At 33.7% G+C, this 20,513-nt stretch carries 3 protein-coding genes; all 3 read left to right on the forward strand.

Annotation, left to right across the window (positions count from 1 at the left end; all coding sequences use genetic code 11):
- The first annotated feature begins 14 nt into the window (after positions 1-14).
- The 3 genes from J0383_RS19190 to J0383_RS19200 are packed head-to-tail and all read left to right on the forward strand — an operon-like array spanning position 15 to position 20,495.
- On the forward strand, positions 15-3,233 hold the full coding sequence (locus tag J0383_RS19190; protein WP_207295570.1) for a type I polyketide synthase: 3,219 nt from the start codon (positions 15-17) through the stop codon (positions 3,231-3,233).
- Complete coding sequence (locus J0383_RS19195; RefSeq protein WP_207295571.1) at positions 3,230-16,069, forward strand: non-ribosomal peptide synthetase; 12,840 nt, start codon at positions 3,230-3,232, stop codon at positions 16,067-16,069. Before J0383_RS19190 ends, J0383_RS19195 begins: the two co-directional genes overlap by 4 nt.
- A complete protein-coding gene (locus J0383_RS19200) occupies positions 16,062-20,495 on the forward strand; it encodes a type I polyketide synthase (RefSeq protein ID WP_207295572.1) in 4,434 nt (1,477 codons plus the stop codon). Before J0383_RS19195 ends, J0383_RS19200 begins: the two co-directional genes overlap by 8 nt.
- Positions 20,496-20,513: the final 18 nt, after the last annotated feature.

Genomic DNA, 20,513 nt, shown 5'->3' on the forward strand with positions numbered 1-20,513 from the left:
AATTTTTTAAAAGAATGAGACAAATTTCTGAAAATGATATAGCAATAATAGGAATGGCTGGACGCTTTCCTGATGCAGAAAATCTTAACGAATATTGGCAGAACCTAAAAGACGGTATCAACAGCATAAAGAAAACCGATCTGCAAGGAATTGCTAAACTAGGTATTTCTGAAGATATCCTAAATCATAAAGCCTTTGTAAATGCCAGTTCTAAGCTGGGAAGTGCAAAATATTTTGATGCTGATTTTTTCGGTATATCAAATCATGAAGCTTCGCTTATGGATCCACAGATTAGATTGTTGCTGCAAACAAGCTGGCATGCCATTGAAGATTCAGGCTACGATGTATCACGTTCAGATTTATCAGTGGGTAATTTCTGCGGAATGTCTACAAATTCTTATTTACTAAAACTGTTACATTCCAATTCCTATCTAGAACAGGTTGATCCTCTTTTGTACAGAATTTTAAATGAAAAAGACTTTCTAGCAACCTGGATTTCGCATAAACTAAACTTAACAGGACCTGTAATGACGGTTCAAACAGCTTGTTCAACCTCATTACTTGCTGTACATCTTGCATGTCAAAGTTTATTAAATAGAGAATGTGATATGGCGCTTGCCGGAGGAGCTTCGTTTGATTCAAACGAAAATGCAGGTTATATTCATGCTCCAGAATCTATTTACTCTAGAGATGGAGTCTGTCGTCCTTTTGACAAAGAGGCAAGCGGAACAGTAAGTGGAGACGGTGTTGGGACTATTGTATTGAAAAGAGCCGTTGATGCAGTTAAAGATCAGGATCATATTTACGCTTTAATAAAAGGAACTGCTGTAAACAATGATGGTTCAAATAAACAAAGTTATACATCGCCAAGTATTAATTATCAGAGAGATGTAATTCTTGAAGCTTCTGCAGTAGCCGATGTTAGTCTAGAATCGGTAGGTATGATCGAAGCACACGGTACAGGAACTTTAATTGGTGATCCTATTGAGGTAGCAGCACTAACAGAAGCATTTGGAAGATATTCTGATAAGAAACAATATTGTGCGATTGGTTCAGTAAAAAGTAATATAGGTCATCTCGATGCAGCAGCAGGAATTGCAGCCATTATAAAATCGGTATTATGTGTTAATAAAGGTTTTTTGGTTCCAAGTATTAATTTTTCCGAACCCAATCCAGCATTAAAATTAGATTCTTCACCTTTTTATGTCAATCAAAATTACCAGCCATGGCCGCAGCATTTTGCATTAAGAAGAGCAGGAGTAAGTTCGTTTGGAGTAGGAGGAACTAATGTTCATGTTATCATAGAACAGCCGCCGGTACAAGAAAAAACAGAAAAGACAAACCGTCCGTTTGTAATTTCATTGTCAGCTTTAAACCCGCATAATCTTGAGCTTCAAAAAAAGCAGCTTTCAGAATATATCAGTTTTAATCCAGATGCAAAATTGGCAGATATAGAATTTACCACTTTGTATGGAAGAAAAGTAATGCCGTATCGTTTTAGTCTGGTTTGTAATGATAAAACCGAATTACAGGCTCAATTAGACGGTAGTCAAAAAAACAGTTGCTACGAAGGATACGGAAACACTATATCAGAAAACATATTTATGTTTCCAGGGCAGGGCAGCCAGTATAGTTACATGACATCAGAATTGTATCAGCACAGCATAGCTTTCAGAAATGATATGGATGATTGTTTCGAACATCTGCAGTTATTATCTGGTATTGATTTTAAAGAAATAATTTTTTCAGAAACTGAGTCATTAGATAAAACCGAAAATACACAGGCTGCTTTATTCGTTGTCGAATACTGTTTATCTAAAGAACTGATACGATCAGGAATTAAACCAAACGCTATTATTGGACATAGTTTGGGTGAATTTACAGCGGCCTGCATTGCCGATTGTATTTCGCTGCCAGATGCCTTAAAACTGGTTTACCACCGAGGCAGAATAATGGGCAGCATGCCAAAAGGCGATATGCTTTTGGTGCGTGCCACAGCTGAAGAAATTGAGTCAATATTAATTGCTGATGTCACTATCTGCGCATTTAATGCTGATGAAAATATTGTAATTGGAGGAACAAAAGAAGCGATTGAATATCAAATTAGAATTTTAGAATTCAATACTATAGAATATAAAAAATTAAAAGTATCGCACGCTTATCATACACAAATGATGAACGATGTATTGCAGGAATTTGATACCATACTAGCTGATATAAATTTTAAAAATTTTGACCTAAAAGTGTTCTCAACTTATACAGGAGATTTGATACAAGCCGATGTTTTTTGTTCTAAGGAATATTGGTTACAACAGATAATCAATCCTGTTAAATTTTCTCAGGCGGTAAGAAATGCAGCCTCTTATTTTTCGAATCCGGTTTTTATTGAAGTTGGCCCAGGAAATGGATTGTCATCCTTTGTAAAATCTATTTTCAATCACGAGGTAAACGTAGTAAATCTGCTTTCTAAACAATCTGAAACGGATAATTCTTTTGTCAATTTTTATGAAGCCAAAGCGGTATTGTGTGCAAAAGGAGCAATATACCATTTACCTGAAAATCACGAAGGAAAACGAATTGCACTGCCTGGATATGTTTTTTCAAAAAACAAGTTTTGGAAACCAAAAACGGCAATAAGCATTAAGAATTTTGAACAAATAAAAGATTTACATCAGCATAACAATGATCAATATGCAAATGACCGATTAAGAACATCAGTTGAAATTGATCTTGCGGGTAATAAAGTTTCAGAACAGGTATTGAGCAAGCTGAATGATTTAAATACACAGTATGTAACTGATCTTAAAAATCTTTTTTCAGAAGACCAAAAAATCATTGACCGAGTTGAAATTTTATACCATGAACTTTCACGTGATGTTGAAACAAATACAGCTCAAAATGCAAATCCAAAAAGAAAGGTTAGTGCTGTTTTTGCTGCACCTGAAACCGATACTGAAGAAACTATAATAAAATATTGGAGCACCATTCTAGGATATTCTCCAGTAGGAATTGAAGATAACTATTTTGAAGCAGGCGGAAATTCTTTATTGGCTGTACAGCTTTTAAATCAATTATCGGATGAATTTGAAATCACATTGTCATTTAGAGAATTATCAGAATGTGCTACCATAAAAGGACTTGCATCATTCATCGAATCAAAGAAAAGGACTCTTGAATTACTCGATATTGTTGAAATAGAGAGCGAGAATAACAATAATTATATTGAGATATGAATATAGAATTATTATTGGCAGAACTAAGAAATAACAACGTAAAACTTGCCATAAAAGAAGATAAGCTTATTTGTATACTTCCTGATGCTGGTATCGATCAAGGTCTTTTAAACCTATTAAAAGAGCATAAGGAAGAAATTAAAAAAACGATAGAAGAAAAAACAAATTTTAAAAAATACCAGACTATCGAAAAATCTCCAGAAATGGAGCATTATCCGCTGTCTCCATCTCAAAAAAGATTATGGATGTTAAGCCAGTTCGAAGGAGGTTCGCAGGCGTACAATATGTCGTATGCAATTAAACTTAAAGGGGAACTTCCGGTAATCCTTTTCGAAAAATCATTTAAAGAACTTATTGCACACCATGAAGTTTTAAGAACGGTATTTAAAGTAGATAATGAAACTCAGGAAGTAAGACAATTTATTGTACCCGCAAACGAAGTAGATTTTACCATTTCGCAGATTGATTTTTCTTCAGAATCAGATCACAGCGAAAAACTGAACCATTTTATTAATGAAAAAATCAATGAGGAATTCAATTTAGAAGACGCTCCTCTTGTAAGAGCTTCTCTAATTAAAACAGCTGTGCGAGAACATATATTCCTATTCAGTATACATCATATTATTAGTGATGGATTGTCTATGGAACTATTAATTTCAGAAGTTGTACAACGTTATGATGCTCTTTTAAAAGGGCAGAATAGTACTATTCCAGAACTTAAATTTCAGTATAAAGATTATTCCGTATGGCTTAATGCTGAAATGCAGAAAGAAAAATATAAAAATTCAGAAAAGTACTGGCTCGATAAATTAAAAGGAGAACTTCCAATACTTAATCTTCCAAGTTTTAGACAAAGACCAGGTTTACAGACTTTTAATGGAGATAACTTGAGCCGTACTTTTTCTGAATACTTTTCGAATAAATTAAAAGTATTTTCAGAAGAAAATAAAGCAACCTTATTCATGACTTTTATGGCGGGCGTAAAAGCACTCTTATACCGTTATTCAGGTCAGGACGATATTATAGCGGGAATACCAATTGCAGGTAGAGAACATCCAGATTTGGCAAATCAAATAGGGTTGTATATCAATACTTTGGTAATTAGAACGTTATTTAACGAGACAAATACATTTGCAGAGCTTTTACAAATTGAAAAAGAAAATCTAATTGCCGCAAATGAACATCAAATGTATTCTTTTGACGAATTAGTGAGAAAACTAAATGTTAAAAGAGATTTAAGCCGTTCAGCACTTTTTGATGTATTGGTAAATTTCCAAAATCAATCACAACTTACTTTAAATTTTCAGGAAGAAATAAGCGGACTTACTCTGGAACGATATGATTTTCAAAAAAAGAGTTCTCAATTTGACTTGAGTTTCAATTTTTCTGAATACAACAATCTCATTACCTTAAATATTGAATTCAATACCGATATCTATGACGCTTCATGGATTGAGAATGTTTTTAATCATTTTGAAACTTTCTTATCCAAAGCGATTGAAGCGAAAGATACTTGGATTGAAAAAATCGATTTTTTAAGTCAAGAAGAAAAGAATCAGATTTTAATAGCATATAACGAAACAACTGCTGACTATCCAAGAGAAAAAACAGTAGTAGATTTATTTCGCGAGCAGGCAGAAAGAGCACCTCAAAACATTGCTTTGAGAGATAGCATCACGTCATATTCGTATGCAGAACTGGATGAAATTTCAGAAAAAATAGCTTCTTACATAAATGTTACTGCTATCGAAAATGACAAATCTCCAATTGCAGTCCTTATAAATAGATCGGCAGGAATGCTGGCTGTTTTATTAGGAATATTAAAATCGGGGAGACCTTATATACCGCTTGATCCTGTTTTTCCAGAAGAAAGGTTACGCTATATCATTCAAAACAGCGGTGTTAAAAACATCATCAGTCAAGAAGAATACAGTCATATTGGCAGCGAAACTTCTGTGATATTGTTTGAAGAACTTTTTGAGAAAATAAACGATTTTAAAGAGTTTCTTCCATCACAGGCACTAGCTTCGAATACAGCTTATATTATATACACATCAGGTTCAACCGGAAACCCGAAAGGTGTAGAAATCAGCCATCGTGCATTACTTAATTTCTTAACCAGTATACAACAAAAACCAGGTATTAGCCAATCAGATGTTTTATTCTCTGTAACCACTTATTCATTTGATATTTCAATTTTAGAATTCTTTGTTCCGTTAATTTCCGGAGCAAGTCTTTATATCGCCGAACAGCAGATTTTAGCAAATCCACATTCGGTAATTGAAAAATTAAATGAAATCCAGCCAACTGTTATTCAAGCAACACCAAGTTTCTATCAGATGCTTTTTAATGCTGACTGGCAGGGAAGTAAAATATTGAAAGTATTATGCGGAGGTGATTTGCTAAATGAAGAACTGGCAAAAAAACTTACTGAAACCTGCTCTCAGGTATGGAACATGTATGGACCAACAGAAACTACTATATGGTCTAGTTTAAAACAAATTGAGAAACCTAAAGACGCTTCAAATATTGGTAAACCAATTAACAATACTCAATTTTATCTGCTGGATAAATTTTTACACCCTGTCGCTCCTGGAGTAGTAGGAGCAATCTATATTGGCGGTGACGGATTAGCAAAAGGATATTATAAAAATGAAACCTTAACAAATCAGAAATTTATCAAAAGCCCATTTGTTGAAGGAGCACTTATTTATGAAACTGGTGATGTCGGCAAATGGAATGAAAAAGGAGAAATCCAATTTTTGGGCAGAAATGATAATCAAGTAAAAATAAGAGGCTATAGAATTGAACTTGGTGATATTGAAACCGCATTGTCTCAATATTCAGATGATTTAAAACAAGCAGTTGCGGCTGCAAGAGAATTAAATTCTGAAAAAGTCTTGGTTGTATATTATGTATCAGAAAATGATATAGAGAAAACAACAATTAGAGCCTATCTTCAAGGAAAACTGCCTGAATATATGGTTCCCAATATTTATGTGCAATTGGATGCTCTGCCATTAACTCCAAATGGTAAAATTGACCGCAAAGCACTGCCAGATGTGGACAGCGAGAATATTGCAAGAAAAGAATATATAGCCCCGCAAAGTGAAACCGAAAAGAGCATCGCAGCCATCTGGGAAAATCTTTTAAATCTTGAAATCGTAGGCAGTACAGATGATTTTTTTGAATTAGGAGGACACAGTATTTTATTAACCAGATTATTGAGTGAATATCAGAGAGTATTTAATATCTCCGTAAATTTAAAAACACTTTATACTAATACAAGTTTAAAAGCTCATGCAATACTGGTCGACAATTTAAAACAAGACAATACAGCGGCTGTTTTTGAAATTAAAAAATTAGAAAATCAGCACAACTATGATCTGTCACCTTCACAAGTTCGATATTGGCTGTTGTATAAAATTCAAGGAAAATCACAGGAATTTAATATATACAGCACCCAAGACTTACCTTCAAATTTAAATTTTGCTGTATTTCAGGAAGCTTTCAACATTTTAATTGATCGCCACGAAATTTTAAGAACCGTATTTGTTGAAGATACAGGAATTCCTAAACAAAAAGTACTTACTTATTCTCCCCTTAATATTCCTGCATATCAGTCAGAATCGATTATTAGAAATGAAATTTTTGAATACGAATTTGATCTTGAAGTTTTTCCTCTTTTTAAAGTCGGAGTTCTTGAAAATAATACAGGTCATATTTTGTATTTTAATATTCATCATATTATAAGCGACGGCTGGTCTATCGAAATTATTTCGAGAGATTTAATGCATATTTATAATGCTTTGATTAATGGAAAAAAAGTAGAACTTCCAGAATTATCAGTACAATATAAAGACTACGCCAAATGGCAAAATGATCAGCTTCAATCTTCAGAAATAAATGGTTATGAAAATTATTGGAAAGAAAAACTTTCCGGGTCATTACCTTATCTGCAATTGCCTTCTGATTATGCCTCAAAAATAAAAAGCGGAGATACCAATTCATCTTCGTACACCATTTATTTGGATAGTGTACAAAAACAAAAAATTGAAAAACTATCAAAAAGTAAGGGCTTCAGCACTTTTACCCTTTTTGCCGCCATTCTAAAAATTCTCTTATACAGACTTACTGCAGAAGAAGATATCATTATCGGAATTCCAGCAGCAAACAGAAACCACTTTCAGTTAAAAGATCTGGCAGGTTGTTTTATAAACACACTAGTTTTAAGAGACAAAATAAGTGCTGAAGAATCCTTTTTATCATGGTTTCAACAGGTTAATGAAACTATTATAGACGCGTTAACGTATCAAAATTATCCATTCGAAAAGTTATTAGAACTACTAAAAATTTCGAGTGATGACAACCGTTTTCCACTATGTCCAGTATTTATTAATATGCTGGATTTTGATCTCGAAGAAACACAGGTTATTACTGATTTTGATCCTGTACACAAAATACTAGAAACCTCTCCGAAATTCGATTTAGAATGTTATGTAAAAACATTTTCTAACGGCTGTGTTATAAACTGCGTATACGATCACAATCTTTTCAAAAAAGAAACAATTGAATATTGGATGGAAGCCTATCTGTCTATTATCGATCAAGTTGTATCAAATGAACAAATTGCGGTTAAGGAAATAAAAATCTTCGAAAATTATATGTATCAGGAAGAAGACGCAAAACCGGTCAATGCTTTCGAATATTTTGAATCAGAAGAAATAGAACAAAGTATTCCGCAGCGTTTTGAAAAACAGGTTAAAAGATTTCCTGAAAAAACTGCAGTATATGCTAACGGAGTACGTCTTAGTTATCAAACGCTTAATAACTGTGCGAATCATTTAGCGGTACAGATAAAAGAAAAAACAAACCCTGATACTAAGAGAATTGCATTGCTTTTAGATCATAATGAAACTTGCGTTATAGGTATGCTTGGCGTACTGAAAGCAGGGTATACGTATGTGCCAATAGATGCAAACAGTCCTTTAAACAGAATACAGTTTATAATAGAAGATTCAGGCTGTAAACACATAGTATGCAACAGTTTGACTTTAAGTATAGCTTTGCAGGCAGTAGAAGAAGTTCAGGATTTATCGATTATTAAAATTGATGAAAATTATAATCTTCCAGAAATCACAATTTCGCTTCAAAGTATTGACAGAGAAACAGAAGCGTATGTTTTATATACTTCGGGTTCTACAGGAATGCCAAAAGGAGTTGTACAAACTCAGCGAAATGTACTGCATTACATTAGAGTATATACGAACAACACCCATATTTCTGTTGATGACAATTTGAGCGTTTTTTCTACTTACACCTTTGATGCCTCAGTAAAAGATATTTATGGAGCCATATTGAACGGAGCTGTAGTAAGTATTTATAATATAGTAGATAAAGGATTGCAGGCACTTCCAGACTGGCTTAAAACCCAAAATATTTCAATTATACATATGGTTCCTACCATTTATAGAAATTTTTTAAAAGGTCTTGCCGAAAATGAAATCCTTCCAACCGTACGATTAATCGACTTAGGAGGAGAATCATGCCATCTCTCTGATATTGATTTATTCAAAAAACATTTTGCTGAAGGAGCTTTCTTGGTAAACGATTATGGACCAACAGAAGCAACTATTGTATCTCAAAAATTTGTCAACCATAATTCGCAGATCACCAGAAACAATGTGCCTTTAGGTAAATCAGTAGTAGAAACAAGTGTCTTTCTTTTGGATGAAAATAATAACCGAAAAGGGGTATACCAAACGGGAGAAATTACATTTAAAAGCGATTATCTATCATTAGGATATTTGAACAGAGAAGAACAGACAAACAAAGTTTTCATTAATAATTTCGAATCAGAAAATACAAGAATTTACAAGTCAGGTGATATAGGAAGAATGCTGCCTACAGGCGAAATTGAATTCTTGCAGCGTAAAGATTCTCAGGTAAAACTGAATGGATTAAGAATAGAATTATCAGAAATTGAATATCAGTTAGAAAAACTAGAATCAATAAGCGAAGCCGTAGTTTTAGTTAAAGAAGTGCAAAACAACAATTACATTACCGCTTATCTAAAAGTCAAATCAGCTCAGGGAATAGATGAAATAAAAACACAGTTAGCTGCAATACTGCCTAAATACATGGTGCCTTCTATTTATTTGATTCTGGAAGAATTCCCTCTTACCAGAACAGGTAAAATAGATAGAAATGCATTACCAGCTCCAGTTGTATCTGATTTGAAAAAAGTTGAATACAAAGCGCCAAAAAACGAATTAGAAAAACAACTTACAGCAATCTGGGCAGAAACATTAAACTTAGATTACAAAGAAGTAGGAACAGAAAACAGCTTTTTTGAATTAGGAGGTCATAGTCTTGTAGTGTCGCAGATTATCAATAGAATTCACAAACAGCTTAATAAACACATTACGTTTAAAGATTTCTTTTTGAATCCAACCATTGCGGCGCTTTCTGAAAAATTAAATGAAAGTGATTTCTCGGCTATTCCAAATACTGTTTTAAGTAACAGTTATGCTTTATCTGCTTCTCAAAAAAGATTATGGATCTTAAGCCAGTTTGAAGGCGGATCTCAAGCTTACAATATGTCGTATGCCGTAAAATTAAAAGGAGAATTAAATACAGCTCTTTTTGATGAATCTTTTAAGAGACTTATAGAACGTCATGAAATTTTAAGAACTATTTTTAAATATGATTCTGATACAGATGATGTTAGACAATTTGTTTTACCAATTGAGAGTATAAATTTAGACTTCGAGATCGTTAAATTTAATTCTGATTCAATATTAGAAGAAGAAATTCATATTGATAATTATTTCCAAACCAAATGCAGTGAAGAATTTGACTTAGAAAAAGCACCACTTTTAAAAAGTGCTATTGTACAAACATTAGAAAAACAATATGTTTTCTTTTTGTCGATTCATCATATCATAAGCGATGGCTGGTCAATGGAAGTACTTGTAAAAGAGATTGTAGCAATTTACAATGCTCTCGCGCAAGGTTCAGAAATTAATTTACCCGAATTAAAAATCCAGTACAAAGATTACGCAGCCTGGCTGAACAATGAAACTGAAAAAGAAAAATACAAATCAGCAGCACAATATTGGATGGACCAATTTTCGGGAAGTATTCCAGTATTAGAAATACCTTCATCTAAAAACCGTCCTTTGGTTAAAACCTATAACGGAGATAATATAAGTCATACATTTTCAGTAGAATTTCTTAAAAGGGTAAACACTTTTTCAGCCAAATACGACGCGACACTGTTTATGACTTTAGTGACAGGTATTAATCTACTATTGCATAAATACAGCGGACAAGATGATATTATCATTGGTACACCTATAGCAGGAAGAGATCATGCAGATCTCGAAAACCAGATTGGAATTTATCTCAATACATTGGCATTACGAACCAATGTCAATCAAGAATCTAGTGTTTTAGACCTATTAGATTTTGAGAAAAAGATGATTTTAGCGTCGTATGAACATCAAATTTATCCTTTTGATGAACTTGTAGAAAAACTGGAATTAAAAAGAGATACCAGTAGATCGGCATTGTTTGATGTAATGATTGTTTTTCAAAGCCAGTCTAAATTAAGCAGTTTTAAAAACGAAAATCAAAAACTAGAAAATATCGAAGTAGAAAGATACGATCTTAAACGAGAAGTTTCAAAATTCGATTTAACATTTGAATTTGTTGAAGAAGATGAGTTGCAACTAAGAATTAATTATAATACAGATATTTACGATAGTGCATTCATCTATAGATTACTATCTCATTTTGAAGTTTTGGTTTCTAAAATGGCAGAAAAACCAGAACAGAAAATTAAACATTTGGATTATGTAACGGCTCAGGAAAAAACAAAAGTTTTATACGATTTTAATGCGACTAAAGCCGTTTATCAAAAAGAAACAATCGTAAAATTATTTGAAAATCAAACGGAATTAACACCAAGCGTAGATGCATTGACATTTGACGGAATTTCGCTGAATTATCAAGAACTTAATGAAAAATCAAACCAATTTGCCCGTTATTTAAAACACAAATACAAACTGCAGTCTGAAGATAAAGCAGGAATAAAAATGAACAGAAGCGAAAAACTGGTAATTTCGATTCTGGCAGTTTTAAAATCAGGCGGAGCTTACGTGCCTATAGATTCGGCTTATCCACAGGAAAGAATTGATTTTATAGAAAAAGACAGTAACTGCAAGGTAATTATAGACGAAGCTGAGTGGATTAATTTTGATGCAGAAGCAGCCAATTATTCTTCCGATAATTTAGATGAAAACATCCGTGAAACTGATTCGGCCTATGTAATCTATACTTCAGGTTCAACCGGAAATCCAAAAGGCGTTGAAATTGCACATGCCTCTTTAACGAATTACCTGCTTTGGGGAAAAGAATACTATTCAGCCGGTGGAACGCATTCTCTTGATTTTGGATTATTTACTTCATTGTCTTTCGATTTAACGGTAACGAGTCTGTTTCTGCCTATCATCAGCGGAGGTAAACTGACCGTTTTTGAAACTACAGATGATGTTTCAAAACTGCTGACGTCTTATTTTGAGAGTAACATCAGCAGTATAAAACTGACTCCGGCACACATCAGTATTCTCGAAAGCCTTGATATAAAACAGACAGCTGTAAAACTGGCAATTGTTGGAGGAGAAGCACTTCTGGAAAACCAGGTTAGAATCCTTCAGAACCTGAATCCGGAAATCAGGATTATCAACGAATACGGACCGACAGAAGCCACTGTAGGCTGTATTATCTACGATGTTAAAAATGCAGCAGAAACCGTTCTGATTGGAAAACCAATTGCCAATACCCAGATTTATATTTTAGACGAATCCTTAAACCCATGTGCAGTAGGAGTTACAGGAGAATTATACATTGCCGGAGACGGACTTGCCAGAGGCTACATCAACCGTGCTGAACTTACGGCGGAGAAATTCATACCGAATCCTTTTAAAGAAGGAGCACTGATGTACAAAACAGGCGATTTAGGAAGATGGCTTGCTGACGGCAATATTGATTACACGGGAAGAATCGACGATCAGGTAAAAATCCGCGGATACCGTATTGAACTGGGAGAACTTGAAAACTGTCTTTCAAACATTAACGGAATCAGCCACTCTATAGCTGTAGTAAAAGAAAACGGGAATGAAAAATACCTGACGGCTTATTATGTATCTGATTCGGTATTGGACAAAAATATGATCCAGTCTGAATTAAGCAGAATGCTTCCTGATTATATGCTGCCAAGCTATTACATCCAGCTCGATGCTATTCCGCTGACTACAAATGGTAAAGTTGATAAAAAAGCATTACCAGAAGTTTCTGGAAAAGACAGAATACATACAGAATATATTCCGGCAAGAAATACTATTGAACAGCAAACTGCAGCAATCTGGCAGGATGTTCTTAAAATAGAAAAAATAGGTGTTAAAGATAACTTTTTCGAACTTGGAGGTCATAGCTTGAGCCTTATCAAAGTGGTTAATCAGTTAAATAAACAATTATCTAAGAACATAAGTATTTCTGATTTCTTTCAAACACCAACGATTGAAGGAATTGCTCAAAAACTAACAGGAATTGCGTATCATCCTATACATAAAATTCAGGAAGCAGATCGTTATCCCGTAACCGCATCTCAACTCAGATTCTGGATTTTAAGCCAGTTTAAAGAAGCATCATTGGCCTATAATATTCCAGCAGCGATTGTTTTTAAAGGAGAATTAGATGTTTATAAACTTGAAAAGGCATTTAAACTTTTAATTGACCGTCATGAAATTCTAAGAACTTCTTTCAAAAATGATACAGACGGAAGTGTTTACCAATACATAACACCATCGAATGTATTAGATTTTTCAATCGAAACAGAAGATTTTAGATGGATTTCTAATAAGGAACATGCTGTTAACGAGTACCTTCATAAAAGAAATTCAGAAGTATTCAATTTAGAGAAAGCCCCTCTTTTAAGAAGCAGTATCATTAGAATAGAAGAAGATGAACATCTTTTCTTTTTGTCAATGCATCACATCATAAGCGATGGATGGTCAATGGAACTTATTATAAAAGAAATCACGACAATATACAACGCTTTGATCGCAGGTGGTGAAGCCGATTTACCAGAACTAAATATTCAGTACAAAGATTATACAGCATGGCTAAATCATGAAGTACAGGGAGATAAATATAAAATTGCAGAAAAATACTGGTTGAATCAGTTTTCAGGAACTATTCCTGTACTCGAACTTCCTGCATTCAAAAACCGTCCGTTAATAAAAACATATAACGGAAATTATACAGAATATCATTTTTCTAAAGATTTATCAGAAAAATTAAAAGCCTTTTCTATCCAGCATGATGCTACCTTATTTATCAGTTTAATGACAGCAGTCAACGCTTTACTAAACCGATACAGCGGCCAGCAAGATATTATTGTAGGTACACCTGTTGCGGGAAGAGACCATATTGATTTAGAAAACCAGATTGGACTTTATTTAAACACACTGGCATTAAGAACGATAATTGATACAAATTCTACTCTTTTAGAACTGCTTGATTTTGAAAAAAATATGATTTTAAACGCATATGAAAATCAAAATTATCCATTTGATGAACTAGTAGAAAAACTCAATCTGAAAAGAGACACAGGAAGATCGGCATTGTTTGATGTAATGGTAGTTTTACAAAATCAGACCGAATCATCAGATTATAAAAATGAAAATCAATTCATGGCTGGTCTTCAAGTCAAAAATTATCCGCTTAAGCGAGATATTTCAAAATTTGATTTAACGTTTGAATTCAGGGAAAATGACACTTTATCGCTAAGAGTTATCTATAATACAGATATCTATGATACTGCATTTATAGAAAAAATGACAGCACATTTTGAAATTATGCTTTCAGCACTGATCAATTCACCTGAAGAAAAAATACAAAAGATTAATTATTTAACTCTGCAAGAAAAAGATCAAATCGCAGCAGAATATACTGCAACGAAAACCAATATTTGTAAAGAGAAAAATATTATTGATTTATTTGAAGAACAGGCAGCGAAAACACCAGATACTAAGGCAGTAGTTTTTGATGAGGTTGTTTTAACCTATAGCGAAATCAATGAACTGGCTAATCAATTTGCGCACTATTTAGTCGAAAAGTTCGGTACCAAACCTGAAGATATCATTGGTATTAAATTAGACAGAAGTGAAAAATTAATTATCTGTTTATTAGCAATCTTAAAAACAGGAGCCGCTTATCTTCCATTAGATTCAAATTACCCACAGGAAAGAATCGATTACATCGAAAAAAACAGTAACTGTAAAGCTGTAATTGATGAAGCCGAATTGAAACTTTTTACAGAAGCAACACAATACCCAGTCTCAAATTTAGAGAAAAGAGTAACCGCGACCAATGCAGCTTATGTAATTTATACTTCTGGTTCAACTGGAAACCCAAAAGGAGTTGTAATTGAACACGGCGGTATTCTTAATACAATTTTATCTCAGATAGACGTTTTTGGAGTAAGAGAATGTCAGAACAGTTTGCAATTTGCATCATTTTCATTCGACGCTTCTGTTTCAGAAATCTTTATAACACTATTGGCCGGGAAGACATTATTTGTTTTGAATGAACAAACCCGAAAAGATGTTAAAATGCTCGAGAAATACATTATCGATCATAAAATAGAAATCGCAACCATACCTCCTGCGCTTTTTAAATTGATGGATGTAAGCAGTCTTAAAAATGTAAAATCTCTTGTAACAGCAGGTGAAGCAGCAGTTTATGACAAAGTTTGTGAATATCTGCAATACGGAAACTTCTTTAATGCTTATGGACCAACAGAAACCAGTATTTGTGCCACGATCTTTAAAATAGAAAAAGGAACACAACTAGATTCTCACTTGATCCCGATAGGAAAACCAATTGCAAACACGCAGGTTTACGTTTTAAATGAAGCATTATCGCCATGTACCGCAGGAGTTTCGGGAGAACTTTTTGTCTCAGGATATGGTTTAGCAAGAGGATATCTCCACAATCCAGAAATGACTCAGAGTAAGTTTTTACCAAATCCGTTCAGAAATGGTGAATTGATGTACAGAACTGGCGATTTGGTTAGAAAACTTCCAAACGGCGATATTGATTATTTAGGAAGAATAGACGATCAGGTAAAAATTAGAGGGTACCGAATTGAGCTTGGAGAAATAGAAAATACGATTACGGCTTTTTCAGAAGATATCCTTCAAGCAGCAGTGCAGGCAGTTGAAGTCGATGGAGAGAAAACGTTGGCAGCTTATTACACAGCTAAAAGCACCATCGACAAAACCGAACTCAAAAATTACATCTCGGAGAAACTGCCAGATTATATGGTGCCTAGTTTTTATGTAGCGGTAGATAAAATCAGTTTAACTCCAAACGGAAAAACAGATAAAAAAGCGCTTCCGGCTGTTACCAATCAAGATCTTATTCATCAAGAATATGTTGCTGCCGAAAATGACCTTGAAGCACAGCTCATTCAAATTACAGCTTCTCTGATTAATATAGAAGAAAGTAAAGTTGGAATCAATGATAATTTTTTCGATTTGGGCATGAATTCCCTAAAACTTGTGAGAATGCAGGATATTATAAAATCCCAATTGAAAATTGAAATCAATATCGCAGTTCTTTTCGAGTTTACAACGGTAAAAAAATTAGCAGATAAAATACAAAATATAGAAACTGATATGCAGCCAGTTTCAAACTCCGATCAAGAAAACATACTAGAACAATTTGACGAATTTTTAGAAGAATTAATAGACAAAAATTATGAATAGAGAATCATTAAAAAGAGATATAGCAATAGTTGGTATCTCATGTAAGTTTCCAAAATCAAATGACTCCAAACAATTTTGGGAAAATTTAATTGAAGCAAATGAGATGGTTCAATTTTACACTGATGAGGAAATAGAACAACTTGGAATAGATAAAAAAGTCGTAAATGATGAAAATTTTGTCAAAAGAAATTCGTCTATAGAAAATTCTGAAAGTTTCGACTATCCATTTTTTGGCTACACTAAAGATGAAGCAAATTTAATGGATCCGCAAATCAGAATTCTGCATGAGCAGGTTTGGCTTGCCATAGAAGATGCAGGTTATAATGTATTTGACTACAAAGATAAAGTAGGAATGTATCTCACGGCAGAAGATAACTTCAATTGGATTGCACACAGTTTGATTACTGAAAACAAAAATATTGATCCTTATTTTCTATCACTTATCAGCAATAAAAACTTTATCAGCAGTTTAATTTCATACAAACTAAACTTAAGAGGTCCAAGTATGGCAGTTGATACAGCGTGTTCAAGCTCGCTGGTAACAACACATTTGGCATGTAGAAGCTTATTGTTACGAGAATGTTCAATGGCTGTTGCAGGCGGGGTTAATTTAAAAACCAGCAGTACACCAGGATATTTTTACAGAGAAGGAATGATCAATTCCAAAGACGGTTACTGCCGTCCATTTGACAGTGAGTCTACAGGAACTGTACGTGCAGAAGGTGCAGGAGTAGTAGTTTTAAAAAGATTGGAAGATGCTATCAATGATAGAGATAATATATATGCCATAATTCGTGCTTCGGCCGTAAATAACGACGGTAACATGAAGGTTGGTTATACAGCGCCTAGTATTAAAGGTCAGGTTGAATGCGTTAGTTCGGCTCACAAAATGGCTAAAACCCCTTATAATTCAATTTCTTATGTAGAATGCCACGGAACTGGCACTAAACTAGGAGATCCTGTTGAAATAGACGCGCTAAACCAGGCCTTTAATTATGACAAAGATCACAAATGTGCGATCGGATCTTTAAAATCAAATATTGGACATCTTGGTAATTCGGCTGGAATTGGAGGCTTAATCAAAACAACTTTGTCTTTAAAAAACAAAGCAATTCCGCCATTAAAATACTTTAATACTCCAAACCCAGAAATTAATTTTAAAGGAGGACCTTTTTACGTTACGACACAAAAAGAAAAATGGCAATCTGCAGATCCTTCTTTACCCTTGAGAGCAGGAGTAAGCAGTTTTGGTATTGGTGGAACCAATGCGCATATGATTGTTGAAGAATATCAGGATGAAACAAAATCAGAACCTTCAAGACCTTATAAATTGGTTACCTATTCTGCAAAGAATGAAAAAGCGTTAAGCAGATATGCCGCTAAAATTGAAAATTCGCTTAGAAATGAAAAATCAGAATTAAGTGATTTTGCTTTTACTCTAAATACAGGACGATCAGAATTTAATTATAGAAATTTTGAGGTAGGTCAAGACAATGAGGAAGTTGCATCAAAACTAGCTGAAAACCAAACGGGCTCTTCAAATGTAAACGAAAAACAACAGTTGATCTTTATGTTTCCAGGTCAGGGAAGCCAGTATTTTAAAATGGGGAAATCACTTTATGAGCACGAAACCGATTTTAGAATTGTAATGGATCAAGGTTTTCAAATACTATTTGATTTAACACAGCAGGATTATGCAGAAATTTTAGGGTATAAAACAAGTGATATTGATTCTAATTTAATTAATGAAACCATTTATACACAGCCACTTTTATTTTTAGTAGAATATGCATTGGCTTCCGTATTGGTAAAATGGGGAGTTAAACCGGAAAACATGATTGGCCACAGTTTAGGTGAATATGTTGCGGCTTGTATTGCTGGTGTTTTTTCATTTAAAGATGCTTTGTATTTAATTGTAAACAGAGCACAATTAATGTATAGTGTTGAAAAAGGAAGCATGATTGCTATTGATGCACCACTTGAAAATATACAGCACTTATTAAACGGCACACTTTCAATAGCGGCCATAAATTCTAAAACAACCTGTGTTGTTTCTGGAAAAATAGAAGACATCGAGTCATTTTCTGAAGTACTGACTGTAAATGAACTATCATTTTCGAAACTAAAAACTTCTCACGCTTTTCATTCGGCAATGATGGATGAAATGCTTGACTCGTATAAACAAAAATTTAGTAAAGTCCAGCTGGCAAATCCACAACTGCCATTTGTTTCCAATTTAACAGGAAAACAAATAACCGATCAAGAAGCTCTTTCGCCTGATTATTGGGTAAACCATTTAAGACAAACAGTTAATTTCAGTGATGGGATTGAACTAATTATTAAAAAAGGACAGGGCATTTTTGTTGAGGTTGGGCCTGGAAATACATTATTGTCTTTAAGCAAACAGAATAGTAATTATTCTAAAAAAAATACAGCCATTGAAACTCTGACTCGTTTTAACGATGAAACTAACGACAATTTGAAGTTTACAAATGCAGTTGGAAATCTTTGGAAAAATGGAGTAAAAATAAACTGGACTGAATATTACGCTCATGAAAAAAGAAAAAGAATTTCGGTGCCGTCATACAGTTTTGATGTCTATAAATTAGATTTTAAAGTTGATCCGTTTACTAAAATTGGAAACACAAAAACAGTTTCGTTTGATGACTGGTTCTATGTGCCAAACTGGAAAAAATCAATTTTAAAGAAAGAAGAATCAACAAAACAAGACGAGAATAACTTTTTATTTTTTTCTGAAGAAACCCCATTGGCAGAGGCAGTAATTGGTACATTACGCAAAGACGGAAATAAAGTAATCAAGATTAAAAAAGCTGCCTCGTTTACTGCTGTGAGCGAAAATGAATTTCTGCTTAATCCTGTAAGTGAAGAAGATTATAAGTTATTATTTAAAAAACTAGAAGATCGTAAAGTGTCTGTTAATCAGATTGTTTTTAACTGGAATTTTGACGAAGAAACTCAGGAAAATCTCTTATCTGTATTTTCTATAATCAATAATTTATGTAAAAAAGTTATCGATTATTTACCGGAAACTAATAAGAAAATCACAGTGCTGAATACTTTAAATCATCAAATCACAGGTGATGAAAAAATCAACACAGCAATGACTGCTTCTATAAAACAGCTGCAAGTATTTGCTCAGGAAAATGCAAATGTATTTTTCAGCAGTATTGATGCTGATCAAGATAATCAAGAGCCGCAGTTTGTTTCAAAAATCATTAATGAACTAATTTATAATTATTCAGACCAGACAATAGGATATAGAGGCTTAAACAGATGGCAGGAATTCTATGAGAATATCAAGTATCAGCCAGAAACTAAAAGTTTAGCAAACGACAAAACCTATTTAATTACGGGAGGACTTGGCCAGATTGGAAAAACGCTTACAACCTATTTATGCGATACATACAATGCGACAATTATTTTAATTGGAAGAAAAAATGTACCCGCAGAAAATATATGGGATAATATAAAATCAAATCCTAATTCAGATAAAAAAGTTCTTGAATCAATCGATGAAATAATTGATTTGAGAAATGAAACAAGACAGATTCATTATTACCAGACAGATGTTTCAAATCATAGCCAGTTTACGCAGATAATAGACAAAATAGAATCAGTTCACGGTAAAATTTCAGGAATATTCCATACCGCAGGAAATGTTGATCCTTCAACGTTTAAACCTGTCGAAAAATTGAATGATGAAACCGTCTTAAGCCAGTTTGCACCAAAAGTTCAGGGACTTATTAATATCGAAAATGTATTTAAAAATAGAAACCCTGATTTTATCTGGATTACATCAAGTCTTGCGTCAATTTTAGGCGGACTTACTTACGGCGCTTATGCCGCAGCAAATGCCTTTATAGATTCATACGTTAAGAATAAAGCACTGGAATTTAAAAACTGGTATTGTGTCAATTTAGATGGTATTGGTGAAAATCGAATCACTCATCAAAATCTGATTCAAATTGTCGAAAAAACATTGCGAACAGAATCTTATCCACAGGTGATAGTTTCTCTTAAAGATCCTAATGTTTTAGAAATCAATATAGAAAATACAGATACGGTAGAATCTCCAGAAGACGATTTACTGCTGGAACGTAATGAAACCGGGGTTGAATATGTAGCACCCTCTAATGATGTTGAAATGCAGTTATGTGGGCTTTTCCAATCATTCTTAGGATACAAAGAAATAGGAGTTTTAGACAACTTTTTCGATTTGGGAGCAGATTCCTTAAAAGCAATGACTTTAATGAAACGAATGAATAAACTATTCGGAGTAGAATTAAATATCCTAGACATATTCACAAATCCTACTGTACAGAAACTTGCCGAAAAAATTCAGCTTGATATCATGATGACATCAATGCAGGAAAAAGCAAAAGGGCAAAATACAATAACTATATAGTATTCAAATTCAATGATT

The organism is Flavobacterium endoglycinae (assembly GCF_017352115.1).
Taxonomy (GTDB): Bacteria; Bacteroidota; Bacteroidia; order Flavobacteriales; family Flavobacteriaceae; genus Flavobacterium; species Flavobacterium endoglycinae.

Coding starts and splice junctions, on each gene's coding strand:
- J0383_RS19190 (WP_207295570.1), top strand. CDS start 15: ATGAGACAAATTTCTGAAAATGATATAGCAATAATAGGAATGGCTGGA.
- J0383_RS19195 (WP_207295571.1), top strand. CDS start 3,230: ATGAATATAGAATTATTATTGGCAGAACTAAGAAATAACAACGTAAAA.
- J0383_RS19200 (WP_207295572.1), top strand. CDS start 16,062: ATGAATAGAGAATCATTAAAAAGAGATATAGCAATAGTTGGTATCTCA.